We start from the raw sequence: 26077 nt of genomic DNA, 5'->3' as shown, positions 1-26077 counted from the left end.
GGCCCGGCCGGGGGTGGGACGGGACGGCCCTCAGCCCTGCTTCACGAAGCCCTTCTCCTTCATCCAGTCCAGGGCCACCTGGTGCGGGTCCTCGCCGTCCACGTCGACCTTGGCGTTGAGGGCCCGGGCCACGTCGTTGGTCAGCGCCCTGGTGACCGGGTCGAGGACCGACGCGATCGCCGGCCACTTCTTCAGGGTGGCCGTGCGGACCATGGGCGCCGCGTTGTAGTTCGGGAAGAACTTCTTGTCGTCCTCCATCACCACGAGGTGCATGGACGTGATCCGTCCGTCGGTGGTGTACACCTCGCCGTAGGTGCAGGCGCCCTTCGCGGTCTGGGTGTAGATGATGCCGGTGTCCATCTGGGTGATGTTCCCGGCGGGCAGCGACATGCCGTACGCCTTCTCCAGGCCCGGCAGGCCGTCCGCACGGTTGGCGAACTCGCCCTCCACGCAGAGTGTCACCGCGCCGGGGTCCGACTTCGAGAGGGCGGCGACCTGCGAGAGGGTTCTCGTGCGGTACTTCTCGTAGTTCGAGCGGTTCATCGCCAGGGCGTACGTGTTGTTCAGGCGGGCCGGCGGCAGCCACGTCAGGCCCTTCTTCGCGTCGGCCTTCCTCACCGCCTCCCACTGCTGCTCCGGGTCCGGGATCGGCCTGCTGTTGCCGAGGTAGGTGATCCAGGCGGTGCCCGTGTACTCGTACGTGGCGTCGGCGTCACCGTTCTCCACCGCCGCGCGGGTGCCCACGGAGCCCTGGATGCCCGTGCGGTCGAGCACCTCCGCGCCGGCCGCCTGGAAGGCGATGCCCATGATCGCGCCGAGGACCAGCTGCTCGGTGAACTCCTTGGAGGTGACCGTCAGAGCGGCCCCGTCCAGAGGTCTCCCCCTGCCGATCGTGCCGGGTCCGACGTCGTCGACCATCGGGGAGCCGCTGGTCAGGCCGCACCCGGCGCAGGCCGTCAGGAGCGACACGGCCAGCAGCACGCGCATACGTCCGCTCGGCCTCGGTCGTCTCATGTGTCCACCTCGAGGCCCTTCGGGCGCAGCAGCAGTTCCGCCAGCGACGCCAGCCAGTCCACCAGCAGCGCGAGCGCCACGGTGAGGACCGAGCCCAGCACCAGGACGGGCATCCGCTGGCTGGTGATGCCCGTGGTGATCAGGACGCCCAGACCGCCGCCCCCGCCGAAGGTCGCCAGCGTCGCCGTACCGACGTTCAGGACGAGCGCCGTGCGCACGCCGGCCAGGATGAGGGGGACGGCCAGGGGGAGTTCCACCCGGGTGAGGACGCCGAGCGGGGACATGCCGATGCCGCGGGCCGCCTCCAGAAGCGTCGGGTCGTTCGCCTTCAGACCCGCGATGGTGTTGGACAGCACGGGCAGGACGGCGTACGCGATGATGCCGATCAGGGCGGCCCGGCGGCCGATGCCCAGCCAGATGACCAGCAGCGCCAGCAGGCCGATCGCCGGCGTCGCCTGGCCCATGTTGGCGAAGGCCATCGCGAACGGGGTGGCCTTCCGGAACGCCCGTCGCGTGAGCAGGATGCCGAGCGGGATCGCGATGATCAGCACGAAGAAGGTGGAGATCACCGTCAGCTGGATGTGCTGCCACAGGGCCTTGGAGACCTGACCGTTGCCGAGGGCGTTGCGCGTGAGCGCGTCCAGGTCGGCCTGTCGGTACCACAGCCACGTGGCGAGCAGGACGGCGATCAGTACCGCGGGCAGGAAGGTCAGCTTCCGCCAGCCGATCCGGGGTCCGGCCGCCGCCCGGGGAGGCGGGGGCGCCTCCCCCGCATCGTCGTCCTCGTCCCGGAAGGCGAGTCCCTCGGCCTCGTGCTCCCCCTCGGGCCGGCGGCCGGGAGAGGGCCGGGCGGTGCCGCTCACGCGCGGCCTCCGACCTCGCCGAAGCCCTCCTGCTCGGTGTGCGTCAGCGGGGCCCGGGACTCCTCCAGGTCGTGCCGGTGCTCCAGCGCGTCGAGGCGGTCGGCCTCCAGCAGCTCCTGCACGGAGTTCATCAGCGTCTCCATGTCGACCACGCCCTCGTACCCGCCGCGCCGCCCGGTGACCGCGACCCGCCCCGCGTTGTCGGTCAGCACCGCCTCCAGCGCGTCCCGCAGCGTCGCGTCCCGGGTCACCGTGTCGTGGACGAGCGTGCCCGCCCGTGCCAGCGAGCCCTTGGCCCGCATCAGGTCGCCGCGCCGCAGCCACTTGTAGGGCCGGCCGCGCCGGTCGAGGAGCAGGATCTCGTTGGTGCCCGACTCCCGCAGCCGGTCGAAGATGTGCTGGAGCGGGTCCTCCACGGTCACCGTCGGGTAGTCGGTGATCGCCACGTCCCGGACCCGTGTCAGGTTGAGCCGCTTCAGCGCCGCCCCCGCGCCCACGAAGCCGGAGACGAAGTCGTCCGCCGGGTTGGTGAGGATGGCCTCGGGGGTGTCGAACTGCGCGATGTGGGAGCGTTCGCGCAGGACGGCGATCCGGTCGCCCAGTTTGATGGCCTCGTCGAAGTCGTGGGTGACGAAGACGATCGTCTTGTGCAGCTCGCGCTGGAGGCGGATCAGTTCGTCCTGGAGGTGGTCGCGCGTGATCGGGTCGACCGCGCCGAACGGTTCGTCCATCAGCAGCACGGGCGGATCGGCCGCCAGGGCGCGTGCCACGCCCACCCGCTGCTGCTGGCCGCCGGAGAGCTGGCGCGGATAGCGGCCGTGGAACTCCCCGGCGTCGAGACCGACGAGGTCCAGCATCTCCTCCACCCGCGCGCGGATGCGGGCCTTCGACCAGCCGATCATCTTCGGTACGAGGGCGATGTTCTGTGCGACGGTCATGTGCGGGAAGAGGCCCGAGGACTGGATCGCGTAGCCGACCTTGCGGCGCAGCCTCACCGGGTCGATGTCGGTGACGTCCTCACCGTTGATGCGGATGCGGCCGCCGCTCGGCTCGATCAGCCGATTGATCATCTTGAGGGTGGTGGACTTCCCGCAGCCCGAGGGGCCGACGAAGACGACCGTCTCGCCCGCCTTGATCTCCATCGACACGTTCTCGACGGCGGGCTGCGGGTTGCCCGGGTAGAGCTTGGTGAGGGACTCCAGCTCGATCGTGGCACCGGTGGTCCCGCCGGTTCCGGTGCTCCCGGTCGCGCCACCGGCCCCGCTCGGCCCGGTGACCGCCCTCTCCTCGCCACCGCTCTCAGGCACGGATCCCCCTGGAGATGGTCAGCCGCCCCAGCAGCACGTACGCCGCGTCGAACAACAGGGCCAGGACGATGATGCCGAGCGTGCCCGCGAGCACCTGGTTGAGCGCGTTCTTGCTGCCCAGCGAGGCGATCCCGCGGAAGATCTCGTTGCCGAGGCCCGGCCCGGAGGCGAAGGCGGCGATGGCCGCGATGCCCATCAGCATCTGCGTCGAGACCCGGATGCCGGTCAGGATCGGCGGCCAGGCCAGCGGCAGTTCCACCCGCAGCAGCCGCGCCGGACGTGACATCCCGATGCCCTTGGCGGCGTCCACCAGCGCCGGGTCCACCCCCCGCAGGCCGACGATGGAGTTGCGCACGATCGGCAGCAGTCCGTACAGGGTCAGCGCGGTCACCGTCGGCGGCACGCCCAGGCCCAGGACGGGGATGAGCAGACCGATCATCGCCAGCGACGGGATGGTGAGGATGGTCGAGGTGGACAGCGTCGCCAGGTTCCCCGCCCACTCGCTGCGGTAGGTGACGACCCCGATCAGCACCCCGATCAGCGTCGCGGCGACCATGCACTGGAACACGGCGCTGGCGTGCTGGAGGGCGTCGGCGAGCAGCTGCTCGTGGCGGCTGCCCAGGAAGTCCCAGAAGTCCACGTCCGCTCACCTCCGGGATCGTTCCGGTCTCCGCCGTGTCCGGTGCTGTCGCCGGCCTCCTGCTCCGCCGGCGGAACGATCCGCGGCGGAACGGGCTCCTCCCTCACGATCGCCGTGGCGGCCCGGACGATGCCATGAAAGCCGACAACCCGGTCGCTCACCCGTCGGAAAGCGGCGTTCGAGGGGACCACGAGCCGGCACAGCGGGTCCCGGTGCCGGGCGGGGGGTCGCGGTTCCGGGACCTCCGGCACGGTCGTCAAGTGCGCCCGCACATCGGCCTCTTGACGCTGCCGGGTCTTCGGCGCGGCGCGCGGCGACCGGGTGGCCCCAGGGCTGCCGGACCCGCCTCCGGGCCGAAGCGCGAATGACCCGTTCGGCTGAGGCCGGTCGAGCCGTGCCCGCACGGTGCCGCACGCCACCCCCGGCCGACGGGGTCCGAACGTGCGACCGGGCCGGCCGGGGAGACGCACCGCGCCACCCCGGCCGGCCCGAGCCGAGCGAAGAACCCTAGCCCAGGTCGATCTCCGGGTAGAGCGGGAAGCCCGCCACCAGGTCCGTGGCGCGCTGGGCGATCTCCTTCGAGACCTTCGCGTCCAGGACGTGCTGGGCCTTGGAGGGGGCGCCCTTGGACGTGGTGCCCGGCTCGGTGGCGGTCAGGACGCGGTCGATGAGCGCGGCGATCTCGTCCATCTCGGCGGTGCCGAGGCCGCGCGTGGTCAGCGCGGGCGTGCCGATGCGGATGCCGGAGGTGTACCAGGCGCCGTTCGGGTCGGCGGGGATCGCGTTGCGGTTGGTGACGATGCCCGAGTCGAGCAGCGCCTGCTCGGCCTGGCGGCCGGTGAGGCCGTAGGAGGAGGCGACGTCGATGAGGTTGAGGTGGTTGTCGGTGCCGCCGGTGACCAGCGTGGCGCCGCGCCGGGTCAGGCCCTCGGCGAGGGCGCGGGCGTTGTCGACGATCCGGCGCGCGTAGTCCTGGAAGGAGGGCTGCCGGGCCTCGGCGAGGGCGACCGCCTTGGCGGCCATGACGTGCGGGAGCGGGCCGCCGAGCACCATCGGGCAGCCGCGGTCGACCTGGTCCTTGAGGGAGTCGTCGCACAGGACCATGCCGCCGCGCGGGCCGCGCAGCGACTTGTGGGTGGTCGTGGTGACGATCTGGGCGTGCGGCACCGGGTCGAAGTCGCCGGTGAGGACCTTGCCCGCGACCAGGCCGGCGAAGTGCGCCATGTCGACCATGAGCGTGGCGCCGACCTCGTCGGCGATCTCCCGCATGATCCGGAAGTTCACCAGGCGCGGGTACGCCGAGTAGCCCGCGACGATGATCAGCGGCTTGAACTCGCGGGCCTGGGCGCGCAGGGCCTCGTAGTCGATGAGGCCGGTGGCCGGGTCGGTGCCGTAGGAGCGCTGGTCGAACATCTTGCCGGAGATGTTCGGGCGGAAGCCGTGGGTGAGGTGACCGCCGGCGTCCAGGGACATGCCGAGCATGCGCTGGTTGCCGAAGGCCTGGCGCAGCTCGGCCCAGTCGGCCTCGGAGAGGTCGTTGATCTGGCGGACGCCGGTCTTCCGCAGGAACGGGGCCTCGACGCGGTCGGCGAGGACGGCCCAGAAGGCGACGAGGTTGGCGTCGATGCCGGAGTGCGGCTGGACGTAGGCGTGCCGGGCGCCGAACAGCTCGCGGGCGTGCTCGGCGGCGAGCGACTCGACGGTGTCGACGTTGCGGCAGCCGGCGTAGAAGCGGCGGCCGACCGTGCCCTCGGCGTACTTGTCGCTGAACCAGTTGCCCATGGCGAGCAGGGTGGCCGGGGAGGCGTAGTTCTCGGAGGCGATCAGCTTGAGCATCTCGCGCTGGTCGGCGACCTCCTGGCCGATGGCGTCGGCGATGCGGGGCTCCACGGCGCGGATCACGTCGAGGGCGCCGCGGAAGGCGGTGGACTCGGTGGACAGGTGCGGCTGCTCTGACATCTCGGCCTCCGGGGCTGCGTGGCGTTCAGCGGTCACGGTCACGGTTCGGCCCAGGCGCACGGCACACACGCTTCCGAGCCCGTCGAGGCGGACTCGGGGCCGCTTCCCGATGGTCGGTCCCATCCCAGCGCGCCAGTCACGGCCCGCGGCCAGCCTACCGGGAGCGACGCGGCGGACGGGGCGCGCGTCCACCATGCGAGCGAGAATGGAGGGCGGAGGGCGGCTCTCCCGCGGGGGCGGAAACGGGACGGGCGGCAGGGCGCTCGACGGAAAGGGGACGCCCCCGTGAGCACCGCCGACGACCTGATCGCCGAGACCGAGGCGCACTGCGCGCACACCTACCACCCGCTCCCGGTCGTCGTGGCGCGCGCCGAGGGCGCCTGGGTGACGGACGTGGAGGGGCGCCGCTTCCTGGACTTCCTCGCCGGTTACTCGGCACTCAATTTCGGCCACGGCCATCCGCGGCTGCTGGACGCGGCCCGGGCCCAGCTCGACCGGGTGACGCTGACCTCCCGGGCCTTCCACCACGACCGGTTCGCCCCCTTCTGCGCCGGCCTCGCGGCACTGTGCGGCAAGGAGATGGTGCTGCCGATGAACACCGGCGCGGAGGCCGTCGAGACGGCGGTGAAGACGGCCCGCAAGTGGGGCTACCGGGTGAGGGGCGTGCCCGCCGGGAGGGCCCGGATCGTCGTCGCGGAGGGCAATTTCCACGGCCGTACGACGACGGTGATCAGCTTCTCCACCGACCCGGAGGCCCGCGCGGACTTCGGCCCCTACACGCCGGGCTTCGACGTCGTCCCCTACGGCGACCTCGCCGCGCTGCGCGGCGCCCTCACCGAGGACACCGTGGCCGTCCTGCTGGAGCCGATCCAGGGCGAGGCGGGGGTGCGGGTGCCGCCGCCGGGCTATCTGGCCGGGGTGCGGGAGCTGACCCGGGAGCGGGGGGTGCTGTTCGTGGCGGACGAGATCCAGTCGGGACTCGGCCGCACCGGACGGACCTTCGCCTGTGAGCACGAGGGCGTGGTGCCGGACGTCTACGTGCTGGGCAAGGCGCTCGGCGGCGGGATCGTGCCGGTCTCGGCGGTGGTGGCCGACGAGGAGGTGCTCGGGGTGTTCCGGCCCGGCGAGCACGGCTCGACCTTCGGCGGCAATCCGCTGGCCTGCGCGGTGGCCCTGGAGGTGGTGGCGATGCTGCGCACGGGCGAGTACCAGGAGCGGGCGGCCCGGCTCGGCGAGGTGCTGCACCGGCGGCTGTCGGCGTCGGCGGCCGGTCCGGGGCCGGTCACGGAGGTGCGCGGACGGGGGCTGTGGGCGGGCGTGGACGTGGACCCGGCGTACGGCACCGGGCGGGAGCTCTCGGAGCGGCTGCTCCGGCGGGGCGTCCTGGTCAAGGAAACCCACGGCTCCACGCTCCGCCTCGCCCCGCCGCTGGTGATCTCCGAGGAGGACCTGGAGTGGGGCGTGGACCGACTCGCGGCGGTGCTCGGCGGGGCGTGACGGCCCGGCTCAGAGGATGACGTGCGGGAGGAAGCGGGCGTACTCGTCGGTGATCAGCCCGGCGGACTCGCGGATGCCGAGGCCCGCCGGTTCGTCCCCGACGACCCACGCCCCGAGCACGACCCGGTTGCCGTCGAAGTCGGGCAGCGGGGCGAGCTGCTGGTAGCAGCAGGGCTCGTCCCGCAGGGCCGCGCCGGCGCCCGGCTCGTGCACGGTGATGCCGGCGCCCTCCCGGCCGAGCAGCGGCTTGGCGACGTAGCCGGTGGTGGCGGCCAGTTCGCGGGGGCCGTCCAGATGGGCGGGCAGCAGATTGGGGTGGCCGGGGAAGAGTTCCCACAGGACGGCGAGCAGCGCCTTGTTGCTGAGCAGCATCTTCCAGGCGGGTTCGATCCACAGGGTGCTGCCGGTGCCGCCACCGTTGTCGAGGGTGTCGAGGACGTGCTCGGCGAAGGCGTCGGTGGTGAGCCACTCCCACGGGTAGAGCTTGAAGCAGGAGCGGATGAAGCGGAGCCGCTTGTCGACGAAGCGCTCGGAGAGCGGGTCCCAGCCGATCTCCTCCATGGAGATCCAGTCGGTGTCGAGGCCCGCCTGTTCGGCCGTCTCCTTGAGGTAGGCGACCGTCATCAGGTCCTCGCCGAGCTCGTCCACGGAGGAGTGCGCGAAGTACAGGGGGCTGCCGGGCGGAAGCAGCGCGGACTGCCGCTTCCAGGCGTCGACCAGGCGTTCGTGCAGGGAGTTCCACTGGTCGGCGCCGGGGAACCGCTCCTCCATCCAGAACCACTGCGGGGAGGCGGCCTCGACCAGCGAGGTCGGGGTGTCGGCGTTGTACTCCAGCAGCTTGGCCGGGCCGGTCCCGTCGTAGCGCAGGTCGAAGCGGCCGTAGAGGGAGGGGAGTTCGGCCCGCCGCCGCCAGGCCTCGGCGACGGCGGCGGCGACCCTCGGGTCGGTGATGCCGAGGTCGGCGAAACGGTTCTCCGCGACGATGTGACCGGCCGCGGCCAGGCACATGCGGTGCAGTTCCGCGACCGTCTCCTCCAGCGCCTCGACCTCCGGCAGCGAGAAGACGTAGGCGGCGCTCTCGTCCCAGTACGGCACCCAGGCGTCCTCGGGGACGGGGTCGCCCGCCGCGCGGGCGGACTCCCAGGCCGGGGGCAGGGTGAGCGGGTAGATGAGTCCCTGCGCCTCGACGGTCCGCTGCCAGCCGGGGCGGGGGGTCAGGGTGCGGCGTTCCATGCGGGCTCCCCCCTCAGCTTCCGGAGCCGCCGCCCTTGCCGCCGAACCCGCCCCGTTTGACGCCGCCCCCGCCCGAGGAACCGGAGCCGGAGCGGGGCTTGGTGAGGGAACCGCCCTTGACGCGCTGCCCCTTCTTGCTGCCGCCGTAGTACCAGACTCCGTTGATGCCGGAGCTGCCGGAGCCGTCGGACTTGCCGGTGCCGCCGGAGGAGCCGCAGTACTTGCCGTCGACGGTGCGGTAGCCCTTGCCGGCCTCGTAACTGTCCTTGTCCACACACCGCTTGTCGGGGTCGGAGGAGCAGGCCGTGAGCGCGGCGGCGAGCAGCCCCACGCTTCCGAGGACGACCGTTCCCGACCGTAGTTGCCGACGTATGTCCGCCATGTTCCCGCTCCCCCGTGACCGCTGTGGACCGTATGTGCGCGCGGTACCTTACGGCACCGCCCGGCACAGCGCGTCGAGGGCCCCGGACCAGGCGTGGTCGGGGGGCGTGCCGTAGCCGACGACGAGGGCGTCGGCCGCGGGGCCCGGCGCGGCCTCCGGATGGCGGTGCGCCGCCAGGCCGTGCAGGGCGAGGCCCTGCCAGACGGCCGCCCGGACCACGCTCTGCTCGGTGCCCGGGGGCAGCCGGAGCACCGCGTGCAGTCCGGCCGCGATGCCGGTGGGGCGCGCCTCGGGGGCGCGGGCGGCGAGGGCGGCGACGAGCTGGTCGCGGCGGCGCCGGTAGCGCAGCCGGGAGGCGCGCACATGGCGGTCGTAGGCGCCGGAGGCGAGGAACTCCGCCAGGGTGAGCTGGTCCAGGACACCGCAGGGGTTGTGCCCGCCGGTCGCCTCCAGCACCTGCCCGGCGAGCGCGGGCGGCAGCACCATCCAGGCGAGGCGCAGCCCGGGGGCGAGGGCCTTGCTGGCGGTGCCCAGGTGGACGACGCGCTCGGGGTCGAGGTCCTGCAGGGCGCCGACCGGCTGGCGGTCGTAGCGGAACTCGCCGTCGTAGTCGTCCTCCAGGACCCAGCCGCCGGTGCGCCGGGCCCAGTCGACGACGGCCGCGCGCCGCTCGGGATGCAGGGACACGCCGAGCGGGAACTGGTGCGCGGGCGTGAGGAGCACGGCCCCCGGGCCGCCGCGGGCGGTGCTCAGGTCGGTCGTGCGGGTGCCGTGCGCGTCGACCGGGAGCGGCGTGGTGCGCAGGCCGGCCCGGGTCAGGACGTCCCAGTGGACGTCGAGGCCGTACTCGTCCACCGCGACCGTGCGCACACCGCGCTCCCGCAGCGCGGTGCCGAGCAGTGACAGGCCGTGGGTGAACCCGGCGCAGACCAGGATGCGTTCGGGGTCGGCGCGCACGCCCCGGGAGCGGGCCAGGTAGCCGGCGAGCGCGGCACGCAGTTCGGGGCGGCCGCGCGGATCGCCGTAGCCGAGGGCCTCGTGGGGTGCGCGGGCCAGGGCCCGACGGGCGGCGCGGAGCCATTCGGCGCGGGGGAAGGAGGCGAGGTCGGGGGTGCCGGGGGTGAGGTCGTAGGCGGGGCGGGAGGTCGCGCCGCTGCGGGCGCGGGACGGGGTCCCGGTACCGCGCGGCGCCGCGACCGGGCGGTCGGCGACCCGGGTGCCCGAGCCCTGGCGGGCGGTGAGCCACCCCTCGGCGACGAGGTCCGCGTAGGCCTCGGCGACCGTGTTGCGGGCGAGGCCCAGGTCGGCGGCGAGGGCCCGGGAGGAGGGCAGCCGGGTGCCGGGGGTGAGGCGGCCGGTGCGGACGGCCTCGCGCAGGGCGGTGGTGAGGCCGCGGCGCAGGCCGGTACCGGCGTTCCGGTCCAGGTGCAGATGGAGGTCGAGCGCGGAAGTGGCCCGCTGATTCGGCATGGAAGTGGACCATACCGCCGGGCTGCCCGCCTCCTAGGGTCGGTGGCATGACGACGAACGAGACGGTGACCGCGTACGCGCCCGAGCACACCCCCCGACTGGACATGGCCACGCTCGCGCCCGAGGTCTACAAGGCGATGATCAGGCTCGACGCGGCGGCGGGGCAGGGTGTCGAGCCGAAGCTGCGGGAGCTGGTGAAGATCCGGGCCTCGCAGCTCAACCACTGCGCCTTCTGCCTGGACATGCACACGAAGGACGCGCTCGCGGCGGGCGAGAGCGTGGAGCGGATCGTGCAGCTCTCGGCGTGGGAGGAGTCGCGGCACTTCTACACGGAGCGGGAGGCCGCGGCGCTGGAACTGACGGAGGCGGTGACGGTCCTCACCGACGGGTTCGTGCCGGACGAGGTGTGGGCGCGGGCCGCGGCGCACTTCGAGGAGAAGGAGCTGGCGGCGCTGGTCGCGGCCATCACCGTGATCAACTCGTGGAACCGCTTCGCCGTGACGACCCGGATGGTGCCGGGGCACTACCGGCCGGGGCAGCACGGCTGAGAGGGCCGGACAGAGCGGCTGAGAGGGCCGGGCAGGTGGCGGCGGGGCGCGAAGGGGGCCCCGCCGCCACCTGTCCCTCGGTTCCGGTCGACCCCCTCAGTCCAGGGAGCCCCCTGTCGCCCAGTGGGCCAGAGCCGTCTCCGCGCTCTCGCGGGTCATGGCCCAGTCGTCCAGCGGGCCCGCCGCGACCAGCGCGTACTTCTTGCCGTCCGCCGCGGTGAAGGCGTACTCCACGCCCTGCTTGCGCGTCCCGAGCTTCTCGCTGTCGTAGGCGTAGACCAGGCGCGCCGTGTCCTCGCCCACGGCGGGGGACGCGCCCTCGGGGGCGGCCCCGCGGTCCAGCGAGACCTCCTCGTACCCGGGCTGCTGGCTGCCCAGGTTCTTCGAGGACTGCCGCACCGCCTCGTAGGGCGTGAGATCCCCCTCCGTGATCACGAAGATCTGCAGCAGGTTGCGGTCGCCCTTCGCGGCGTAGAAGACGCCGGTGTCGCGCTCGCTGCGCTCCCACCCGTCGGGCACGGCCAGCGCGTACCCGGCGGGGTCCTCGACCAGGTGGTAGCCGGCGGGCAGCGTGCCGGCCGACTCGGAGGGCGAGGGGGAGGGGGACTCGGAGGACGGGGCGCCCGCGCCGGTGTCCCCGTCCATGGGGACGCCGTCCTCGCTCGGCGGCGCCGTGGCGGCCGTGGGGGCGCGGTCGTGGCCGTCCCCGTCGTCCTCACCCATCAGCTTCAGCACGCCGTAGCCGGCGCCGAGGCCGAGCACGACGGCCGCGGCCACGACCTTCCACCACAGCGCCCGCCCGCCCCCGGCCGCCGGCACGGGCGGTGCGGGGACCGTGGGCACGGTCGGCGTCTCGGGCACGTACGGCAGGTGTCCGGGGAGCGGCGGGAGCGGGGGCGGCGGCGGTGCCGCGTCGCCGGAGGCGCCGGTGTCCTCCCAGCGCTGGGTCTCCTCGTTCCAGACCCGCCGTCTCTCGCCGGTCACGACCCGATCCCGAGCAGCCCGGCCACCGCTCCCGCCGAGGAGAGCACGCTCAGCAGGGACTCGGAGTCGGCGAGCAGTTCCCGCAGCCGCTGACGGCGGGTGGGCGCGGCCCGCCCGGTGCCGGTGATCTCCTCCTCCGTCTCGGCGAGGGCGGCGTCGAGCTCGGCCGTGCGGTCGGTGCCGCGCACCCGGGTCAGATCGGCGCGCAGCTCACGCACCGCCGCCAGCAGCTCCTCCGTCGCGGCGTCGCGGTCCGGTGCGGTGCCGTGGTGGCTCACCGCCCTGGCGTGGCTGCCGATGGCGAACGTGCTGCCCGAGACGTTTCCCACGGAGACGCCGGGCTCGTTGGTGCCAGGGGTGCCGGCCATCGCTATTCCGTTCCCTTCTGCGGCGCGGCGGCGGGCGCGCCGCCGCTCTGCGCGGTGGCGTGCTCGCCGACGGCGAAGGTGGAGCCCTCCACCGATTCGATGTTCACGCCGCCGTTGCTGATGTTGATGATCTTCTGGACGAATTCGCCGGTCTGGTAGCCCGCGTCGGCCAGGGCGGTGCGCACCCCGTGCGCGATCCGGTCCTGCACGGCACGCAGATAGCGGTCGACGTCCATCTCCTGGAAGAGCGAGCCGTCCGGCGCCGCCCCCAGTTCGCGCACCGAGGCCGCCGGCCCCTCGGGCAGCGCCCCCGCGTTCCCGGAGGTCACCAGGCGCCAGCCGAACACCACCTGCCGGCCGAGCTGATACACCGCCACGGCGGCCGCGGCCGGCACCCGCGGCACGGCCCAGGCGGCCTTGCCGAGCAGGTTGTTGTGGTTGTAGCGGTGGGCGGTGCGGTCGGCGTCCTTGAAGTCCTCGCGCACCGGGGTCAGGACGTGCGGGGCGATCTCCAGCATGAGCATCCGGCCCTGGGTGTGGACGCGGACGAAGACGCTGACGACCAGCTCCTCCTCCCAGCCCCCGACCCGCACCCGCAGGAAGTGCCGCCGCTTCTCCGCGCCCTCCTCGACCGCGCGGGCCAGGTGGCTCTCGAAGTCGCCGGGGGCGTAGGGGGCGTCCTCGCGCCGCAGCAGTCCCTCGACCGGCAGGAAGACGCACTCGTCGATCTCCAGCCGGCGCAGCCGGTCGCGCACCGGGTGCTCGGCCGTCGCCGCGGACTCCCGCAGCTGTTCGAGCAGCGGGCGCACGGTCTCCAGGACGGTCCGGTTGCTCAGCGGGCGCTGCGCGCGGGCGCTGTCGGGGCGCAGTTCGACGGCGAGCACCCAGGTGTCGTGCGCGGCGCCGGCCCCGCAGAACGGGCGGGCCTCGTGGTACATGACGAGCGGCTGCCACTGCTCGGCCCTGATGCGCTGTGCCAGCCGCCGGAACCGCTGCCCCTCCGCCTGCTCGGCGGGGTCGCCGGCGACGTCGGGGAAGCGCTCCATGGACAGTTCGGCGGACAGCGAGCGGGTGACCTGGCTTCGCTGGGCGGCGAGGAACAGGCCGGTGAGCGCGAGGATCGCGAGGGTCAGCCAGGCGCCCAGGACGCCGACCCACTCGTGCAGGGTGTCGAAGAGGTCGGTGCTTCCCGAGGAGCCGTACGCACCGCCGTAGTAGGAGGGCGACGAGACGGACCGGTCGGCGTCCTCCCCGCCGCCGCAGGCGACGTAGACGGTCGTCACCAGGAGCGCGGTGATGCCGATGCGGCCGTACCAGCGCAGCAGGAAGGCGAACACCCGCCGGTACATCGGCGGCTCGTCGGCCTTGCCGCGGGCCCAGGGGGCCAGGGCGGAGTAGGTGCCGAAGACGAGGAAGAGGAACAGCCAGCCCCGGGTGAGCGGCAGGCCCACCACCCACAGGCCCAGGATGGCCGCGGACCAGCCCAGTTCGAGTCGGCGTGCGCGCAGGGCGTGCGCCAGGACCCGGGCGGCGTCGAAGCCGAGCGAGGGCGCGGCCAGGCGCTGTTCGCCGAGGTACAGCTCGTCGATGACCCGGTCGCGGTACGCGGAGTCCAGGTAGGTCCCCGCGCACAGCAGCCGGGTGGCCTCGCTGGCGTACGGCGGTGTCGCCGGGGGTTCCGGGTTCGGTGCGGCGGCCGGGGCGGCACCCGGGCCCGCGCCGGGATCCGGTCGCGGCTGTGGTTGTTGCGGTACGTAGGCGGTACTCACGCCCATCCCCCGATGGTCCGAACACGCGTACATGACACGCGTGGTGATGGAGGATCAGCATAGTGGCGCACGCGGACAGCGGAAAGCGAGTTGTCACCGACCGTGAGCCCTCCGTGATCTCCGCCCCGCCCGTGACGCGGCCGGGTGGCTCAGGCCGCCGGGCAGTCCGCCCCGGTCGGGCAGAAGGAGGCGGTGGCCGCGTCGAAGGGCGTGCGGACGTCGGAGCCCTCCGGGCCGCTGGAGCGGATCGCGTACAGGGTGCCGTCGGCGGCGGTGAAACGGCGGTCGACGACCCGGGTGGCGCCGGAGGAGCGGTCGTCGTAGCGGTAGTCCAGCTCCGCCCGGTCCGCCCCGGAGGAGCGGTGCAGGACGCGGTAGCCGGAGAGTTTCTCGGCGAAGCCGCCGGGACCGTTCTCCGCCAGGTCGAGGGAGGCGGCGGGCGTCTCCTCGACCACCTCGAAGATCAGCAGGCTGCGCCCGTCGGCGGGCGAGCGGTAGGTGACGACCTCGGCGCTGACCCCGTGCTCCTGCGAGCGCACCCATCCCTCGGGCACGTCCAGTCGGTAGCCGACGGGGTCCTCGGCCCGGCGGTACCCGGGCGAGGGGCCCGCGGAGCGGGAGAGGGACCGCTCGGTGTCCGAGGGCGAGGGCCGGCCGCCGGTCTCCGCGGGCGGCACCATCTGCGGGCTCCCTGTGGCGGGGGCGGACACGGAGGGGCCCGCGGGGCCCGCCTGTGATCCCGTGCCGTCCTCGCGGGTCAGCCACCACACTCCCGCGCCGGCGCCGCCCCCGGCGAGCACGGCCAGCACCGCGATCAGCACGAGAACGGTGCGCGGGCCCCGGGCGTCCGGCCCCGCGGCCGGTTCCGGCACGGTCACGGGAAGCGTTCCCGGTCCGGGGGCCGGCCGGTACGGCGGAGCGGGAGCGGGAGTGACGTACGAGGGGGGCGGCGGTGGAGGGGCCGCGTACGCCGGGGCGGACGGGGCGGAGGGGGCGGAGGGGGCGGACGGGAACGAGGGCGGCCGGACGGTGCCGATCTGCGTCTCGGCCCCGGCCCACCAGGGCCGCTCCGCGTCCTGCGCGGGCCCGCCCACCTGTTCCGGCTGCCCGACCTGCCCCGCCTGACCCGGCTGTACCGCCTGACCCGGCTGCTCCGGCCGGTCCGCCCGGCCCGTCGGCGGCTGCGCGCCGACCGTGCCCGCGTCGTCGTCGATCCAGCGCTGCTGCTCCGCGTCCCACCGTTGGCGCATGTCGTACCGTCCCCCCGATCCCGCCCGGAACTCGACGATAGCGGCGTACACGCCGACAGGCCCCGTCCCGTACGAAAACGGGACGGAGCCTGCGCGAAAGGTGGTAGGCGCCCGGGCCGGCCGTCCGAGGGCGGCGGGGCCGACGGGTCAGATCAGGCCGAGGCCGCGGACCGCGTCGCGCTCCTCCGTGAGCTCCTTGACGGAGGCGTCGATGCGGGCGCGCGAGAAGTCGTTGACGTCCAGGCCCTGGACGATCTCGTACCGGCCGTCCTTGGTGGTGACCGGGAAGGAGGAGATGATCCCCTCGGGCACGCCGTAGGAACCGTCGGACGGCACGGCCATCGAGGTCCAGTCGCCCTCGGCGGTGCCGTTGACCCAGGTGTGGACGTGGTCGATCGCGGCGTTGGCGGCCGACGCGGCGGAGGAGGCGCCGCGCGCCTCGATGATGGCGGCACCGCGCTTGGCGACGGTCGGGATGAACTCCTCGGCCAGCCACTTCTCGTCGTCGACGACCTCGGCCGCCGACTTGCCGCCGATCCGGGCGTTGAAGATGTCCGGGTACTGGGTGGCGGAGTGGTTGCCCCAGATCGTCAGGCGCTGGATGTCGGAGACGGTGACGCCGGCCTTCTTCGCGAGCTGGGTCAGCGCGCGGTTGTGGTCCAGACGGGTCATCGCGGTGAAGCGCTCGGCCGGTACGTCCGGGGCGGCGGCCTGGGCGATGAGCGCGTTGGTGTTCGCCGGGTTGCCGACCACCAGGACCTTGACGTCGTCCGCGGCGTGGTCGTTGATCGCCTTGCCCTGCGGCTTGAAGATGCCGCCGTTGGCCTCGAGCAGGTCGCCGCGCTCCATGCCCTTGGTGCGGGGGCGGGCGCCGACGAGGAGGGCGACGTTGGTGCCGTCGAACGCGACGTTCGGGTCGTCGCTGATGTCGATGCCCCGCAGCAGCGGGAACGCGCAGTCGTCCAGCTCCATGGCGGTCCCCTCGGCGGCCTTCAGCGCCGGGGTGATCTCCAGCAGGCGCAGCTTGACCGGCACGTCCGCGCCGAGCAGCTGGCCGGAGGCGATGCGGAAGAGCAGGGCGTAACCGATCTGGCCGGCCGCGCCGGTGACGGTGACGTTCACGGGAGTGCGGGTCATGGCGTTCTCCGTAGGACAGCTGGCTTTGGGGCGGATGATCGATCTCTTGGCGTCAAGAGATCGACGTCAGGCTATCGCGCATCCGGCATCCCGCACGGTCGGGGTTGCTGTGGCCCGGCCCACAGGGGGTGACGGTGGCGTCACAAGGACCGGCGGCCGCCGGTCCGGAAGAGGAGGGACCGCAGACGGCCGCCGGCCGGGGACCGGAGAGCCCGGATCCCGTGGGGGTACTGGTGCGCCTGCCCGTACGGCAGGCGGCCAACCGCCTGGCGGAGTGATGGTTTTGTGTACGGACCAGGCACGCGCCGGCGACCACGGGAGACACGTGCGCGCGTCGCGGCCCTCGTGCCGCGGCGGCGGGCGGCCGGTGCCCGGTGCTTGACGCCCGGTGCGTGACTCCCGGTGCTTGACCCCCGGTGCTTGACCCCCGGTGCTTGACGCCCGGTGCTTGACGCCTGATGTTCCGGCGGCCCGGTGCCCGGCGGTCCGATGCCCCGGTGCCCCGATGCCCCGATGTCCCGGCGGTCGGCGGTCGGCGGTCGGCGGTCGGCGGTCGGCGGTCGACGGCCCGGCAGCCGACGCCCGCTGCCCGGTGTCCGACGCTGGTGTCCGACGCCTGGCACGCCTGGCACCCGATGTTCCGGCAGCCGACGCCCCGGCGACCCGGCGACCCGGCGACCCGGCGACCCGGCGATCGTCGGCCCGCCGGTGGGCTACTCCGCGCAGCCGTCGAGGCCGGAGGCCAGGACCGCGCAGACCTCGGCGCCGCCGGCGCCGCCCACCCGCACCATCGGGGTGTACGCGTCCGTGTCCGCGGCGTCCCGCACGAAGCCGTGCTGCACCCGCCCCTGCGCCGTGGCGCCGGCGGGGGCGACGACCCGGACGGTCACGCGGTCCCCCCGCGCCGCCCGGACGATCCTGCCCCAGGCGGCCGAGCAGACCTCGCTGTAGCGCACCTCCACCAGCGTCGTCCCCACCGTGACGCTCGTCGTCGTCCGGGCCCGCGCCCCGCCGCAGCCCATCCGCTCGGGGTCCTTGCCGACGCAGTCGTCCCCGGCGCACCGCACCCCGGCGGGCAGCGAGGGCGCGGTGCTCGCCGCGGCGGCCGGGGTCTTCGCGCGCGGCCGCGCCTCCGGCCGGCGTTCGCCGTCCGAGGTGAGCCACACCGCGCCCAGCACCACGGCGAGCGTCCCGGCGAGCGCCGTGAGGAGCACGGCCGGACGGCGCCACCGGGCCCCGGGTGCACGGTCCCGCGCGCCCGGTGGCACCGCGTCCCCCGGGAGCCGCCCCCCGGCCCGGGCGCCGGTGCCCGGGGCCCGGGCCGGGGCGGGCGCCGTGGACGCCCGGCGGTCCTGCGCGATCCGCAGCGCCTCCCCCGTCGTGTCCTGCCGCGTCTCCGAGCGACGCCAGGCCCGTTCCGCCAGCTCCCACCCCGCGGTGAGCCGGTCGGGGTCGGTCCCCGTGACCTCGGCCAGCGCGAGGACCGCACCCTTGGGCGCGAGCAGCCGCCCGGCCAGGTACCGCTCCCAGGACGCCCTGCCGTAGCCGGTGCGGTCGGCCACCGCGGCGACGCTCAGCCCGCTGCGGTCCACGAGCCGCCGGAGTTCCTCCACGAACTCCGCGAGCCCTGGGTCGAGTTCCTCCGGCAGGGCCTTCCACCGAGGCATGACGTTCCCTTCCCCCTCACTTCCCGCGTCCTCCGCGCTCCGTGCCCACGCGCCCGGCTCCCCCCACCGTGGCGTGCGCGGGACCAGGATCCCAGGTCCGGCGGCGGGGCGCGGTCAGCCGCCGGGCGTGACCAGTCCCGTCTCGTACGCCACGACCACCGCCTGGGCCCGGCTGTCCAGGTCCAGCTTCGTCATCGTGCGGTTGAGGTGGGTCTTGACGGTGGCCTCGCTGATGTAGAGCCGGTCGGCGATCTCCAGGTTGGACAGGCCCCGGCCGATCAGCCCGAGGACCTCCACCTCTCGGGTGGTCAACGCCCCGAGTTCCGGCGGCGGTTCCGCGTCTCGCGGGCGATGTCCGGCCCGGCCGGCGTACGCCTCCACGAGCCGCCGGGTGACGCTGGGCGCGAAGAGGGCGTCGCCGCCCCGTACGGCGGTCACGGCGGCCAGCAGGCGCTCGGGGCCCGAGTCCTTCAGCAGGAACCCGGAGGCTCCCGCACGCAGCGCCCCGTAGACGTACTCGTCGAGGTCGAAGGTGGTGAGCACCAGGACGCGCGGCACGGGGTCGGTGGCCTGGGCGAGGATCAGTTCGGTGGCCCGGACGCCGTCGGTGCCGGGCATGCGGATGTCCATCAGGACGACGTCGGGCGAGGTCTCGGCGGCGACCCGGACCGCCGCGTCGCCGTCCTCCGCCTCGCCGACGACCTCGATGCCGGGGGCCGCGTTCAGCAGCCCGACGAGGCCGGCCCGGATCAGGTACTGGTCGTCGACGACGAGCACCCGGATCACGCGGACCACCCGCCCGGCCGTCCGGGGCGGCCGCGCCCGTCCCGCCGCCCGGTCGTGCCGGGGCCGGTCGTGCGGAAACCGGGGGTGCGGAGGCCGGGGACGGCGCGTCCGAGCGTGCGGAGGCCCGTCATGGCGCGTCCGGCCGCCCGGTGACCGGCCGCGTCGTCTCCGGTCCCGTCGTGTCCGGTCCCGGCACGCCCGGCCCCGGCGTCTCCGGTCCCGTCGTCTCCGGTCCCGTCGTGTCCGGTCATCGCGTCCGGTCGTCCCCCTGCCGTGCGGCCGCGGCCGAGGTCGGCAGGGTCAGCCGTACGGCGAACCCGCCCTCGTTCCGCGGGCCGATGCTGATCGTCCCGCCGTAGAGCTTGGCCCGCTCGCGCATGCCGAGCAAGCCGTGTCCGCCGCCCCCGGCGACTCTGTCCGGAATCACCCCCTCACCGTCGTCGGTGACGGAAACCGTCACGTGCTGCGGGAGGTAGCGGACCTCCACGACGGCCTCGGCGTGCCGGGCGTGCTTGAGGACGTTCGTCAGCGCCTCCTGCACGACCCGGTACGCGCACAGGTCCACCCCGGGCGCGAGCGGGCGGGGCTCGCCCTCGACCCGCAGTTCGACCGGGACGCCGCCGGCCCGTACGCGCCGCACCAGGTCCTCCACCCGGTCGAGTCCCGGCATGGGCGCGGCCGGTGTCCCGTCCCGGCCGCCCCCGGCGTCGGCCAGGTCCTCCTCCCGCAGCACCTGGAGCATGCGGCGCAGTTCGTCGAGCGCCTCCGCGCTGGTGCCGGCGATCGTGTCCAGGGCCGTGCGGGAGGTCGTGCGGTCGGAGTCGAAGACGAACCGCGCGAGGCCGGCCTGCACGGATATCACCGACATGTGGTGGGCCACCACGTCGTGCAACTCCCGTGCGATGCGCCCGCGTTCCTCGGCGACCTCGCGGCGGGCCCGCTCGGCCTGCTCGGCGCGCAGCCGACGGGCGAGGGCGGCGGAGCGGCGGGCGAGGGCGCCGAAGCGGACCAGCACCGCGGAGAACAGCAGCCCCTGGCCGAGGACGGAGGGCATGGAGGAGCCGTCCGTGACGAGCCCCGCGCAGATCCACAGGCCGGTGAGGACGGCGGCACAGCACAGGGCGTCCCGCAGCGGGCGCAGGGCTGCCACGGTGTACAGGGCGAGCATCGGGCCGAAGGTGCACACCACGGGCCAGTAGCCGAGCCCGACATGGACCGCGTCGGCGGCGCACACCACGGCGAACACGGTGAGCGGGGCGCGTGCGCGCAGGGCCACCGGGAGCTGCGACAACGCGATCCAGGGCAGGGCCCGGGCATCGAGTGCCGGCCACCCCTGCGCGGCGGACTCCCGGCCGAGCAGCAGCGCGACGGCGGCCATGGCGAGGGCGGTCAGCGAGTCGAGGACGTACGGGGCGTGCAGCACCCGGCGTGCCCGGCGCCACACACGGGCGGCGCCCGGACGGGCGGGACGGGGACGGGGCGACCGCGGACGCATCGCCGCAGCGTAGCGCCGGTGCACCGGGCGTGGAGTCAACCTTTCGCGGTACCGCGGGAGTTGCAGCCGCCGCCGGGCTGCCGCGGCCGGTGTGCGGGGGATTCCACCCGCGGCGGGACGCGGGGGCGCACCGGCGGTCCCTACCGTCGTTCACCGGCGGCACCGCTCGACCGGCGGTGCCGCGCACGGCGGGCCGTACGGGGGACCCGACGGGGGGACCCGGCCCGCACACGGAAGGAGCGGCACATGAGCACGCACAGGCGCCTCGCCCTCGCGGCGGTCTCGTTCGTCCTCGGCGGCGGGCTCGCCCTGCTGCCCGTCACGGCGGCCTCGGCGGCACCGGCCTCGGCGACGGCGTACAGCTGCCACTACAAGAAGAGCGACGGCTACGAGTACGCCGGGCACTACAGCGGTCTGACGGTCGTGCCCTCGTCGAGCACGGTCACCAGTGCGGGCATCGAGGCGCAGTGCCTCCTGAAGCGGATGCACGCCATCCTCCCGGACGCGGTGTCCAGCCCCGGCACCGTCGACGGGATCTTCGGCACCAGGTCGAAGGCGTCGATGCGGAGCTTCCAGCGGCTCGCCGACCGGGACTGGGGCGCCGGTCTCACCGTGGACGGACTGCCCGGCCGGAACTCCTGGCCGTGGCTGCGGAGCCTCACGGTCTGACCCGGCCCGCGTCCGGGGCCCGCATGACGACCCCGGACGGCAGGTGGCCCGTACCCCCGGGGGAGGTACGGGCCACCGTCAGGTCCGCGGGGAGGACGTCCCCGGCCCCGTGCTCACGTGCTCACGTGCTCACGTGCTGATGGTGAAGTGCAGCGTGTCGTCCAGGAAGGGGATGACCAGCCAGGGGCTCGGCTGCGCCATCAGCGCCAGCAGGACGATGACGACCCCGAGCGTGCCGTAGGTGAGCAGGTCCGTGAAGCGGGAGCGGACGGCGAGCATGCCCACGTCGGGCAGCGCCCAGCGCAGCGCGGCCCCGCCGAGCAGGGCGACGCCGACGAGGATCGTGCCCACCCGGAACGCGTCGAACGCGGTGAGCAGCAGGCCGAGCCCCACGGTCAGCAGCACGACGAGGATCGGCCACTGCCGGGCGGGCGCGGGCGCGTCCCCGGGTGCGGCACGGCCGCCGCCCTCGGGGCGCGCGGTGTCCCGCGTGAACAGCGGGAAGCGGCGCACCCCGCGCCGGGCCCGCTCGAAGCGGCCGCCCACGGCGATGGGATCGCGCACGGTCGGCTCCTCCTTCTCGGGGTCGACGGACTTCCCGGGTTCGCCGTGCCCGGCGGGCCTGGACTTCTCGTGCGCGGCGGGCTTCTCGTGCCCGGCGGGCTCGGCGGGCTCGGCGGGCTTCTCGTGCCCGGTGGGCTCGGTGGGTTCGGCGTGCGCGGCGGACTTCTCCCGCTCGCCGGACTTCTCCCGCACGGCCCCGCCGCCCTCCCCCGGCTCAGCCGACACTGCGCTCCGCCGCCTCGACCACGTTGACGAGCAGCTGGGCACGGGTCATGGGGCCGACGCCACCCGGGTTGGGGGAGATCCAGCCGGCGACCTCGTTGACGTCGGGGTGGACGTCGCCGACGATCTTGCCCTCGGCGTTGCGGGAGACGCCCACGTCCAGGACGGCCGCGCCCGGCTTGACGTCCTCGGCGCGCACCAGGTGCGGCGCACCCGCCGCGGCGACGATGATGTCCGCCCGCTTGAGGTGGGCGGAGAGGTCACGGGTGCCGGTGTGGCACTGCGTGACCGTCGCGTTCTCGCTGCGCCGGGTCAGCAGCAGCGGCATCGGGCGCCCGATGGTCACCCCGCGGCCGACGACCACGACCTCCGCGCCCTTGATCTCCACGCCGTGCGCGCGCAGCAGCGTGAGGATGCCGTTGGGGGTGCAGGGCAGCGGCGCGGGCTCGTTGAGCACCAGCCGGCCGAGGTTCATCGGGTGCAGACCGTCGGCGTCCTTGGCGGGGTCCATCAGTTCGAGGATGCGGTTCTCGTCGATGCCCCTGGGCAGCGGGAGCTGCACGATGTACCCCGTGCAGGCCGGGTCCTCGTTCAGCTCGCGGACGACGGCCTCGATCTCCTCCTGCGTGGCCGTCGCGGGCAGCTCGCGCTGGATGGAGGCGATGCCGACCTGCGCGCAGTCGCGGTGCTTGCCGGCGACGTACTTGTGGCTCCCGGGGTCGTCGCCGACCAGGACGGTGCCGAGGCCGGGCGTGACGCCCTTCTCCTTCAGGGCCGCCACGCGGGCGGTCAGATCGGACTTGATCGCGGCTGCGGTGGCCTTGCCATCGAGAATCTGGGCGGTCATGGCCCCATCCTCCCGGATGACCGCCCGGCGGTTCCAATCCGGGTCGCGATACGAGACCGGGAAACGGTGCCGCGCCGGGCGCCGCGGCCGACCGCCCCCGAGCCCGTACGCGGCATTACGGCCCTGATCAACGCATGATCGGAAGGTTGCGCTTGCACAACACATATGGCGTGGCTCTGGACATACGCCCACGCCCGCCAGAACGATGACCGGGCAGTGCCGCGGACAGTACCGGGGGGACGGACCGCTCCTCTTCACTCATTCCTCCGCTGCGGGCCGCGTTTCCCCGCACTAGAACGGCAGACGGAGGGATGAACAGCGCCATGAGTCACGGCGACCCGAACAACCCCTACGGCGCCCCGCAACAGGGTCAGCAGCCCGGTTACGGCGCCCCTCAGCAGCCCGGCTACGGCTACCCGCAGGGTCCGCAGCAGCCCGGGTACGGCTATCCGCAGGCTCCCCCCGTCCCGCAGTACGGCGGCGGACCGGCCATGACGTCGATGCCGGGCACGGTGAGCGCGGCGCGCGCCCTGATGTGGGTCATCGTCGCCCTCCAGGTGATCGGCGTGGCGCTGTTCGCCATCGCCGCGGCCACCGTCAGCGCGCACAAGGACGACAACGACCTCCAGGACAACGCCGACTTCCAGCGGTTCGCCGACCAGTCGACGGGCGTCCTGTGGGCCTTCGTCGTGTTCGGCGTCGCGTGGATGATCTTCGCGATCGTGCTGGCGACCAAGTTCACGTCGGGCGGCAACGGCGCCCGGATCACGATGCTGGTCTTCGCCGTCATCACCGCGATCGCGGGCATCTACCCGTTCATCATCGTCGGTCTCGTGCACACCGTGCTGGGCATCCTGATAGCCGTCTTCGTCGGCAACTCGACGGGTTCGGCCTGGTTCAACCGCCCGAGGTACTGAGCGGCCGATCCGGGCCCCACGTCACGACGGCCCCGGGCGGGCGGCTCGAAGCCGCCGGCCCGGGGCCGTCGTCGCTCGTCCGGCGGCTCAGTGGAAGAAGTGCCGCGTCCCGGTGAAGTACATGGTCACGCCGGCCTTCTTCGCGGCCTCGACGACCAGCTCGTCGCGGACCGAACCGCCGGGCTGCACCACGGCCTTCACGCCGGCCCCGGTGAGGATCTCCAGGCCGTCGGGGAAGGGGAAGAACGCGTCGGAGGCGGCGTACGCCCCCTGCGCGCGCTCGGCGCCGGCCCGCTCCACCGCGAGCTTCGCGGAGTCGACCCGGTTGACCTGGCCCATGCCGACGCCGACCGAGGCGCCGTCCTTGGCGAGCAGGATGGCGTTGGACTTGACCGCCCGGCACGCCTTCCAGGCGAAGGCCAGCTCGGCCAGCTCGGCCTCGGAGAGGGCCTCGCCGGTCGCGAGGGTCCAGGTGGCGGGGTCGTCGCCCTCGGCCTGGAGGCGGTCGGTGACCTGCAGCAGCGCGCCGCCGTCGATGGGCTTGACCTCGACCGGGGCGGCGGGCGCCTCGGGGGCGCGCAGGACCCGGATGTTCTTCTTCCGGGTGAGCGCCTCCAGGGCGCCCTCCTCGTAGTCCGGCGCGACGATGACCTCGGTGAAGATCTCCGCGACCTGCTCGGCCATCTCCTTGCTGACCGGCCGGTTCACGGCGATCACGCCGCCGAAGGCGGACAGCGGGTCGCAGGCGTGCGCCTTGCGGTGCGCCTCGGCGACGTCCGCGCCGACCGCGATGCCGCACGGGTTGGCGTGCTTGATGATCGCGGCGCAGGGCTCGTCGTGGTCGTACGCGGCACGGCGGGCGGCGTCCGTGTCCGTGTAGTTGTTGTACGACATCTCCTTGCCGTGGAGCTGCTCGGCCCGCGCGAGGCCGCCGCCCTCGGGGGAGGTGTACAGCGCGGCCGGCTGGTGCGGGTTCTCGCCGTAGCGCAGGGTGTGCGAGCGGTCCCAGGTGGCACCGAGGAAGTCCGGGAATCGCGACTCGTCGACCGGGGCGTACTCGGAGGCGAACCAGGAGGCGACGGCCACGTCGTAGGAGGCGGTGTGCTGGAAGGCCTCGGCGGCCAGCCGCTTGCGGGCGGCGAGGTCGAAGCCGCCGTCCTTGACCGCGGAGAGCACGTCGCCGTACCGGGCGGGGCTGGTGACGACGGCCACCGAGGGGTGGTTCTTGGCGGCGGCGCGCACCATGGACGGCCCGCCGATGTCGATCTGCTCGACGCACTCGTCGGGCGCGGCCCCCGAGGCGACGGTCTCGCGGAACGGGTAGAGGTTGACCACGACGAGGTCGAAGGGCGCCACGCCCAGCTCGTCGAGCTGCCGGCGGTGGTCGTCCAGCCGCAGGTCGGCGAGGATGCCGGCGTGCACCTTGGGATGGAGGGTCTTGACCCGGCCGTCGAGGCACTCCGGGAACCCGGTGAGCTCCTCGACTCGGGTCACGGGAACACCGGCGGCGGCGATCCGCCCGGCGGTGGAGCCGGTGGAGACCAGCTCGACGCCGGCCTCGTGCAGCCCGCGGGCGAGCTCCTCGAGTCCGGTCTTGTCGTAGACGCTGACGAGCGCGCGACGGATGGCCCGCTTCTCGGTTCCGGCGGTGGCGGTGGCGGTCACTGGATAACTACCTTTCGTCCCTCGATGCGATAGCCGTTGCGGGCGAGCCGCCCCACGACATCGACGAGCAGCCTTCGCTCGACTTCCTTGATGCGCTCGTGCAGAGCGGCACCGCCGTCCTCGTGGTCCTCGTCCCGGACCTCCACCACGCCCTGCGCGATGATCGGCCCCGTGTCGACGCCGTCGTCGACGAAGTGGACGGTGCAGCCGGTGACCCGGACGCCGTACGCCAGCGCGTCCCGCACCCCGTGGGCTCCGGGGAAGCTGGGGAGCAGGGCGGGGTGGGTGTTGACGAACCGGCCGCCGAACCGCGCGAGGAACTCCTTGCCCACGATCTTCATGAACCCGGCCGAGACGACCAGGTCGGGCTCGTGGGCGGCGACGGCCTCGGTGAGCGCCGCGTCCCACTCCTCGCGGGTCGCGTGGTCCCGGACCCGGCAGACGAAGGTGGGCACCCCGGCGCGCTCGGCGCGGGCCAGGCCCTCGATGCCCTCGCGGTCGGCCCCGACGGCGACGACCTCCGCACCGTAGGCATCGGCCCCGGCCTCCGCGATGGTGTCGAGGAGCGCCTGGAGGTTGGTGCCGGATCCGGAGACCAGGACGACCAGTCGTCCCGCCCCGGGACGGCGTCCGGGCACGGGAGCCACGGGCTTGGCGGCCACGGCGGGCCCTTTCTTCGGGAGGCATGCGGTGAGCGGGCGGCGCGCACGACGTTCTTCTTTGTACGTTCGTACGAATGCTTCGGGCCCCCGCGTACGGGGAAGCCTACGAAGCGGCCGACCGTCCGCAACGATACCGGCACCTCGGACAACCCCCACGGGACG

At 73.9% G+C, this 26077-nt stretch carries 24 protein-coding genes; 4 read left to right on the top strand and 20 right to left on the bottom strand.

Annotated elements, in window-relative coordinates; all coding sequences use genetic code 11:
- Nucleotides 1-30: 30 nt before the first annotated feature.
- The 5 genes from OHB09_RS20200 to OHB09_RS20180 all read right to left on the bottom strand — a co-directional run bounded on the left by OHB09_RS20200 (nt 31) and on the right by OHB09_RS20180 (nt 5783).
- On the bottom strand, nt 31-1014 hold the full coding sequence (locus OHB09_RS20200; protein WP_328922343.1) for a glycine betaine ABC transporter substrate-binding protein: 984 nt from the start codon (nt 1012-1014) through the stop codon (nt 31-33).
- Nucleotides 1011-1877: an ABC transporter permease gene (locus OHB09_RS20195; RefSeq protein WP_191854491.1), complete on the bottom strand. Its 867-nt coding sequence runs from the start codon at nt 1875-1877 to the stop codon at nt 1011-1013. The genes OHB09_RS20200 and OHB09_RS20195 overlap by 4 nt, the downstream gene beginning before the upstream one ends.
- Entirely contained in the window at nt 1874-3085 is a 1212-nt protein-coding gene (locus OHB09_RS20190) for a betaine/proline/choline family ABC transporter ATP-binding protein (RefSeq protein ID WP_040895634.1), read from the bottom strand. Before OHB09_RS20190 ends, OHB09_RS20195 begins: the two co-directional genes overlap by 4 nt.
- A gap of 91 nt (nt 3086-3176) precedes the next feature.
- Nucleotides 3177-3824, bottom strand: coding sequence for an ABC transporter permease (locus tag OHB09_RS20185; protein WP_006140764.1), 648 nt, complete (start codon nt 3822-3824; stop codon nt 3177-3179).
- A 507-nt stretch (nt 3825-4331) separates the two neighbouring features.
- On the bottom strand, nt 4332-5783 hold the full coding sequence (locus OHB09_RS20180; RefSeq protein WP_040895574.1) for a glycine hydroxymethyltransferase: 1452 nt from the start codon (nt 5781-5783) through the stop codon (nt 4332-4334).
- A gap of 285 nt (nt 5784-6068) precedes the next feature.
- On the opposite strand from OHB09_RS20180, the gene rocD reads away from it, so the two are divergent.
- The gene (gene rocD, locus OHB09_RS20175) at nt 6069-7280 is read left to right on the top strand and encodes an ornithine--oxo-acid transaminase (protein WP_093593945.1); all 1212 of its coding nucleotides are present in this window, start codon (nt 6069-6071) and stop codon (nt 7278-7280) included.
- 9 nt (nt 7281-7289) lie between these two features.
- Here the strand turns inward: rocD and OHB09_RS20170 are convergent, their stop codons facing one another.
- From OHB09_RS20170 to pdxR, 3 genes are read right to left on the bottom strand one after another with little or no spacing between them, the layout of a single operon-like run.
- Complete coding sequence (locus OHB09_RS20170) at nt 7290-8513, bottom strand: glutathionylspermidine synthase family protein (protein ID WP_093593942.1); 1224 nt, start codon at nt 8511-8513, stop codon at nt 7290-7292.
- A 13-nt stretch (nt 8514-8526) separates the two neighbouring features.
- Nucleotides 8527-8895 (bottom strand): hypothetical protein, encoded by a 369-nt coding sequence (locus OHB09_RS20165; RefSeq protein ID WP_006140768.1) that lies wholly within the window; start codon nt 8893-8895, stop codon nt 8527-8529.
- Between the two features lie 48 nt (nt 8896-8943).
- Complete coding sequence (pdxR, locus tag OHB09_RS20160) at nt 8944-10365, bottom strand: MocR-like pyridoxine biosynthesis transcription factor PdxR (protein WP_328922342.1); 1422 nt, start codon at nt 10363-10365, stop codon at nt 8944-8946.
- A gap of 47 nt (nt 10366-10412) precedes the next feature.
- Here pdxR and OHB09_RS20155 point away from each other — a divergent pair, with 47 nt between their 5' ends.
- Nucleotides 10413-10913, top strand: coding sequence for a carboxymuconolactone decarboxylase family protein (locus OHB09_RS20155; RefSeq protein ID WP_006140770.1), 501 nt, complete (start codon nt 10413-10415; stop codon nt 10911-10913).
- 96 nt (nt 10914-11009) lie between these two features.
- On the opposite strand, the gene OHB09_RS20150 is transcribed toward OHB09_RS20155, so the two are convergent.
- From OHB09_RS20150 to OHB09_RS20115, 8 genes are all read right to left on the bottom strand, one after another.
- Nucleotides 11010-11897: a hypothetical protein gene (locus OHB09_RS20150; protein WP_328922341.1), complete on the bottom strand. Its 888-nt coding sequence runs from the start codon at nt 11895-11897 to the stop codon at nt 11010-11012.
- On the bottom strand, nt 11894-12265 hold the full coding sequence (locus OHB09_RS20145; protein ID WP_167795657.1) for a hypothetical protein: 372 nt from the start codon (nt 12263-12265) through the stop codon (nt 11894-11896). The genes OHB09_RS20150 and OHB09_RS20145 overlap by 4 nt, the downstream gene beginning before the upstream one ends.
- A gap of 2 nt (nt 12266-12267) precedes the next feature.
- Nucleotides 12268-14034, bottom strand: a complete 1767-nt coding sequence (locus tag OHB09_RS20140) for a hypothetical protein (protein ID WP_407077365.1) — start codon at nt 14032-14034, stop codon at nt 12268-12270.
- A gap of 149 nt (nt 14035-14183) precedes the next feature.
- Nucleotides 14184-15284: a hypothetical protein gene (locus tag OHB09_RS20135; RefSeq protein WP_328922339.1), complete on the bottom strand. Its 1101-nt coding sequence runs from the start codon at nt 15282-15284 to the stop codon at nt 14184-14186.
- Nucleotides 15285-15431: 147 nt separating this feature from the next.
- Nucleotides 15432-16421, bottom strand: coding sequence for a malate dehydrogenase (locus tag OHB09_RS20130; RefSeq protein WP_006140775.1), 990 nt, complete (start codon nt 16419-16421; stop codon nt 15432-15434).
- A gap of 713 nt (nt 16422-17134) precedes the next feature.
- The gene (locus tag OHB09_RS20125; protein WP_328922338.1) at nt 17135-18088 is read right to left on the bottom strand and encodes a helix-turn-helix domain-containing protein; all 954 of its coding nucleotides are present in this window, start codon (nt 18086-18088) and stop codon (nt 17135-17137) included.
- Nucleotides 18089-18202: 114 nt separating this feature from the next.
- Entirely contained in the window at nt 18203-18874 is a 672-nt protein-coding gene (locus OHB09_RS20120) for a response regulator transcription factor (RefSeq protein ID WP_176945030.1), read from the bottom strand.
- Between the two features lie 247 nt (nt 18875-19121).
- Nucleotides 19122-20252, bottom strand: coding sequence for a sensor histidine kinase (locus OHB09_RS20115; RefSeq protein ID WP_050811221.1), 1131 nt, complete (start codon nt 20250-20252; stop codon nt 19122-19124).
- Nucleotides 20253-20615: 363 nt separating this feature from the next.
- Here OHB09_RS20115 and OHB09_RS20110 point away from each other — a divergent pair, with 363 nt between their 5' ends.
- Entirely contained in the window at nt 20616-21038 is a 423-nt protein-coding gene (locus OHB09_RS20110; RefSeq protein WP_006140782.1) for a peptidoglycan-binding domain-containing protein, read from the top strand.
- Between the two features lie 129 nt (nt 21039-21167).
- Here OHB09_RS20110 and OHB09_RS20105 read toward each other — a convergent pair whose 3' ends face one another.
- Complete coding sequence (locus tag OHB09_RS20105; RefSeq protein WP_191891155.1) at nt 21168-21827, bottom strand: DUF3017 domain-containing protein; 660 nt, start codon at nt 21825-21827, stop codon at nt 21168-21170.
- Entirely contained in the window at nt 21817-22671 is an 855-nt protein-coding gene (locus OHB09_RS20100) for a bifunctional methylenetetrahydrofolate dehydrogenase/methenyltetrahydrofolate cyclohydrolase (RefSeq protein ID WP_167795047.1), read from the bottom strand. Before OHB09_RS20100 ends, OHB09_RS20105 begins: the two co-directional genes overlap by 11 nt.
- 323 nt (nt 22672-22994) lie before the next feature.
- On the opposite strand from OHB09_RS20100, the gene OHB09_RS20095 reads away from it, so the two are divergent.
- On the top strand, nt 22995-23588 hold the full coding sequence (locus OHB09_RS20095; protein WP_191854499.1) for a hypothetical protein: 594 nt from the start codon (nt 22995-22997) through the stop codon (nt 23586-23588).
- Between the two features lie 87 nt (nt 23589-23675).
- Here the strand turns inward: OHB09_RS20095 and purH are convergent, their stop codons facing one another.
- Complete coding sequence (gene purH, locus OHB09_RS20090; RefSeq protein ID WP_328922337.1) at nt 23676-25253, bottom strand: bifunctional phosphoribosylaminoimidazolecarboxamide formyltransferase/IMP cyclohydrolase; 1578 nt, start codon at nt 25251-25253, stop codon at nt 23676-23678.
- On the bottom strand, nt 25250-25915 hold the full coding sequence (gene purN, locus OHB09_RS20085; RefSeq protein WP_191891153.1) for a phosphoribosylglycinamide formyltransferase: 666 nt from the start codon (nt 25913-25915) through the stop codon (nt 25250-25252). Before purN ends, purH begins: the two co-directional genes overlap by 4 nt.
- Between the last annotated feature and the right edge of the window lie 162 nt (nt 25916-26077).

The sequence above is a fragment of the Streptomyces griseoaurantiacus genome (assembly GCF_036189845.1).
Classification (GTDB): Bacteria; Actinomycetota; Actinomycetes; order Streptomycetales; family Streptomycetaceae; genus Streptomyces; species Streptomyces griseoaurantiacus.
This window is presented reverse-complemented; position numbering and strand designations above follow the sequence as displayed.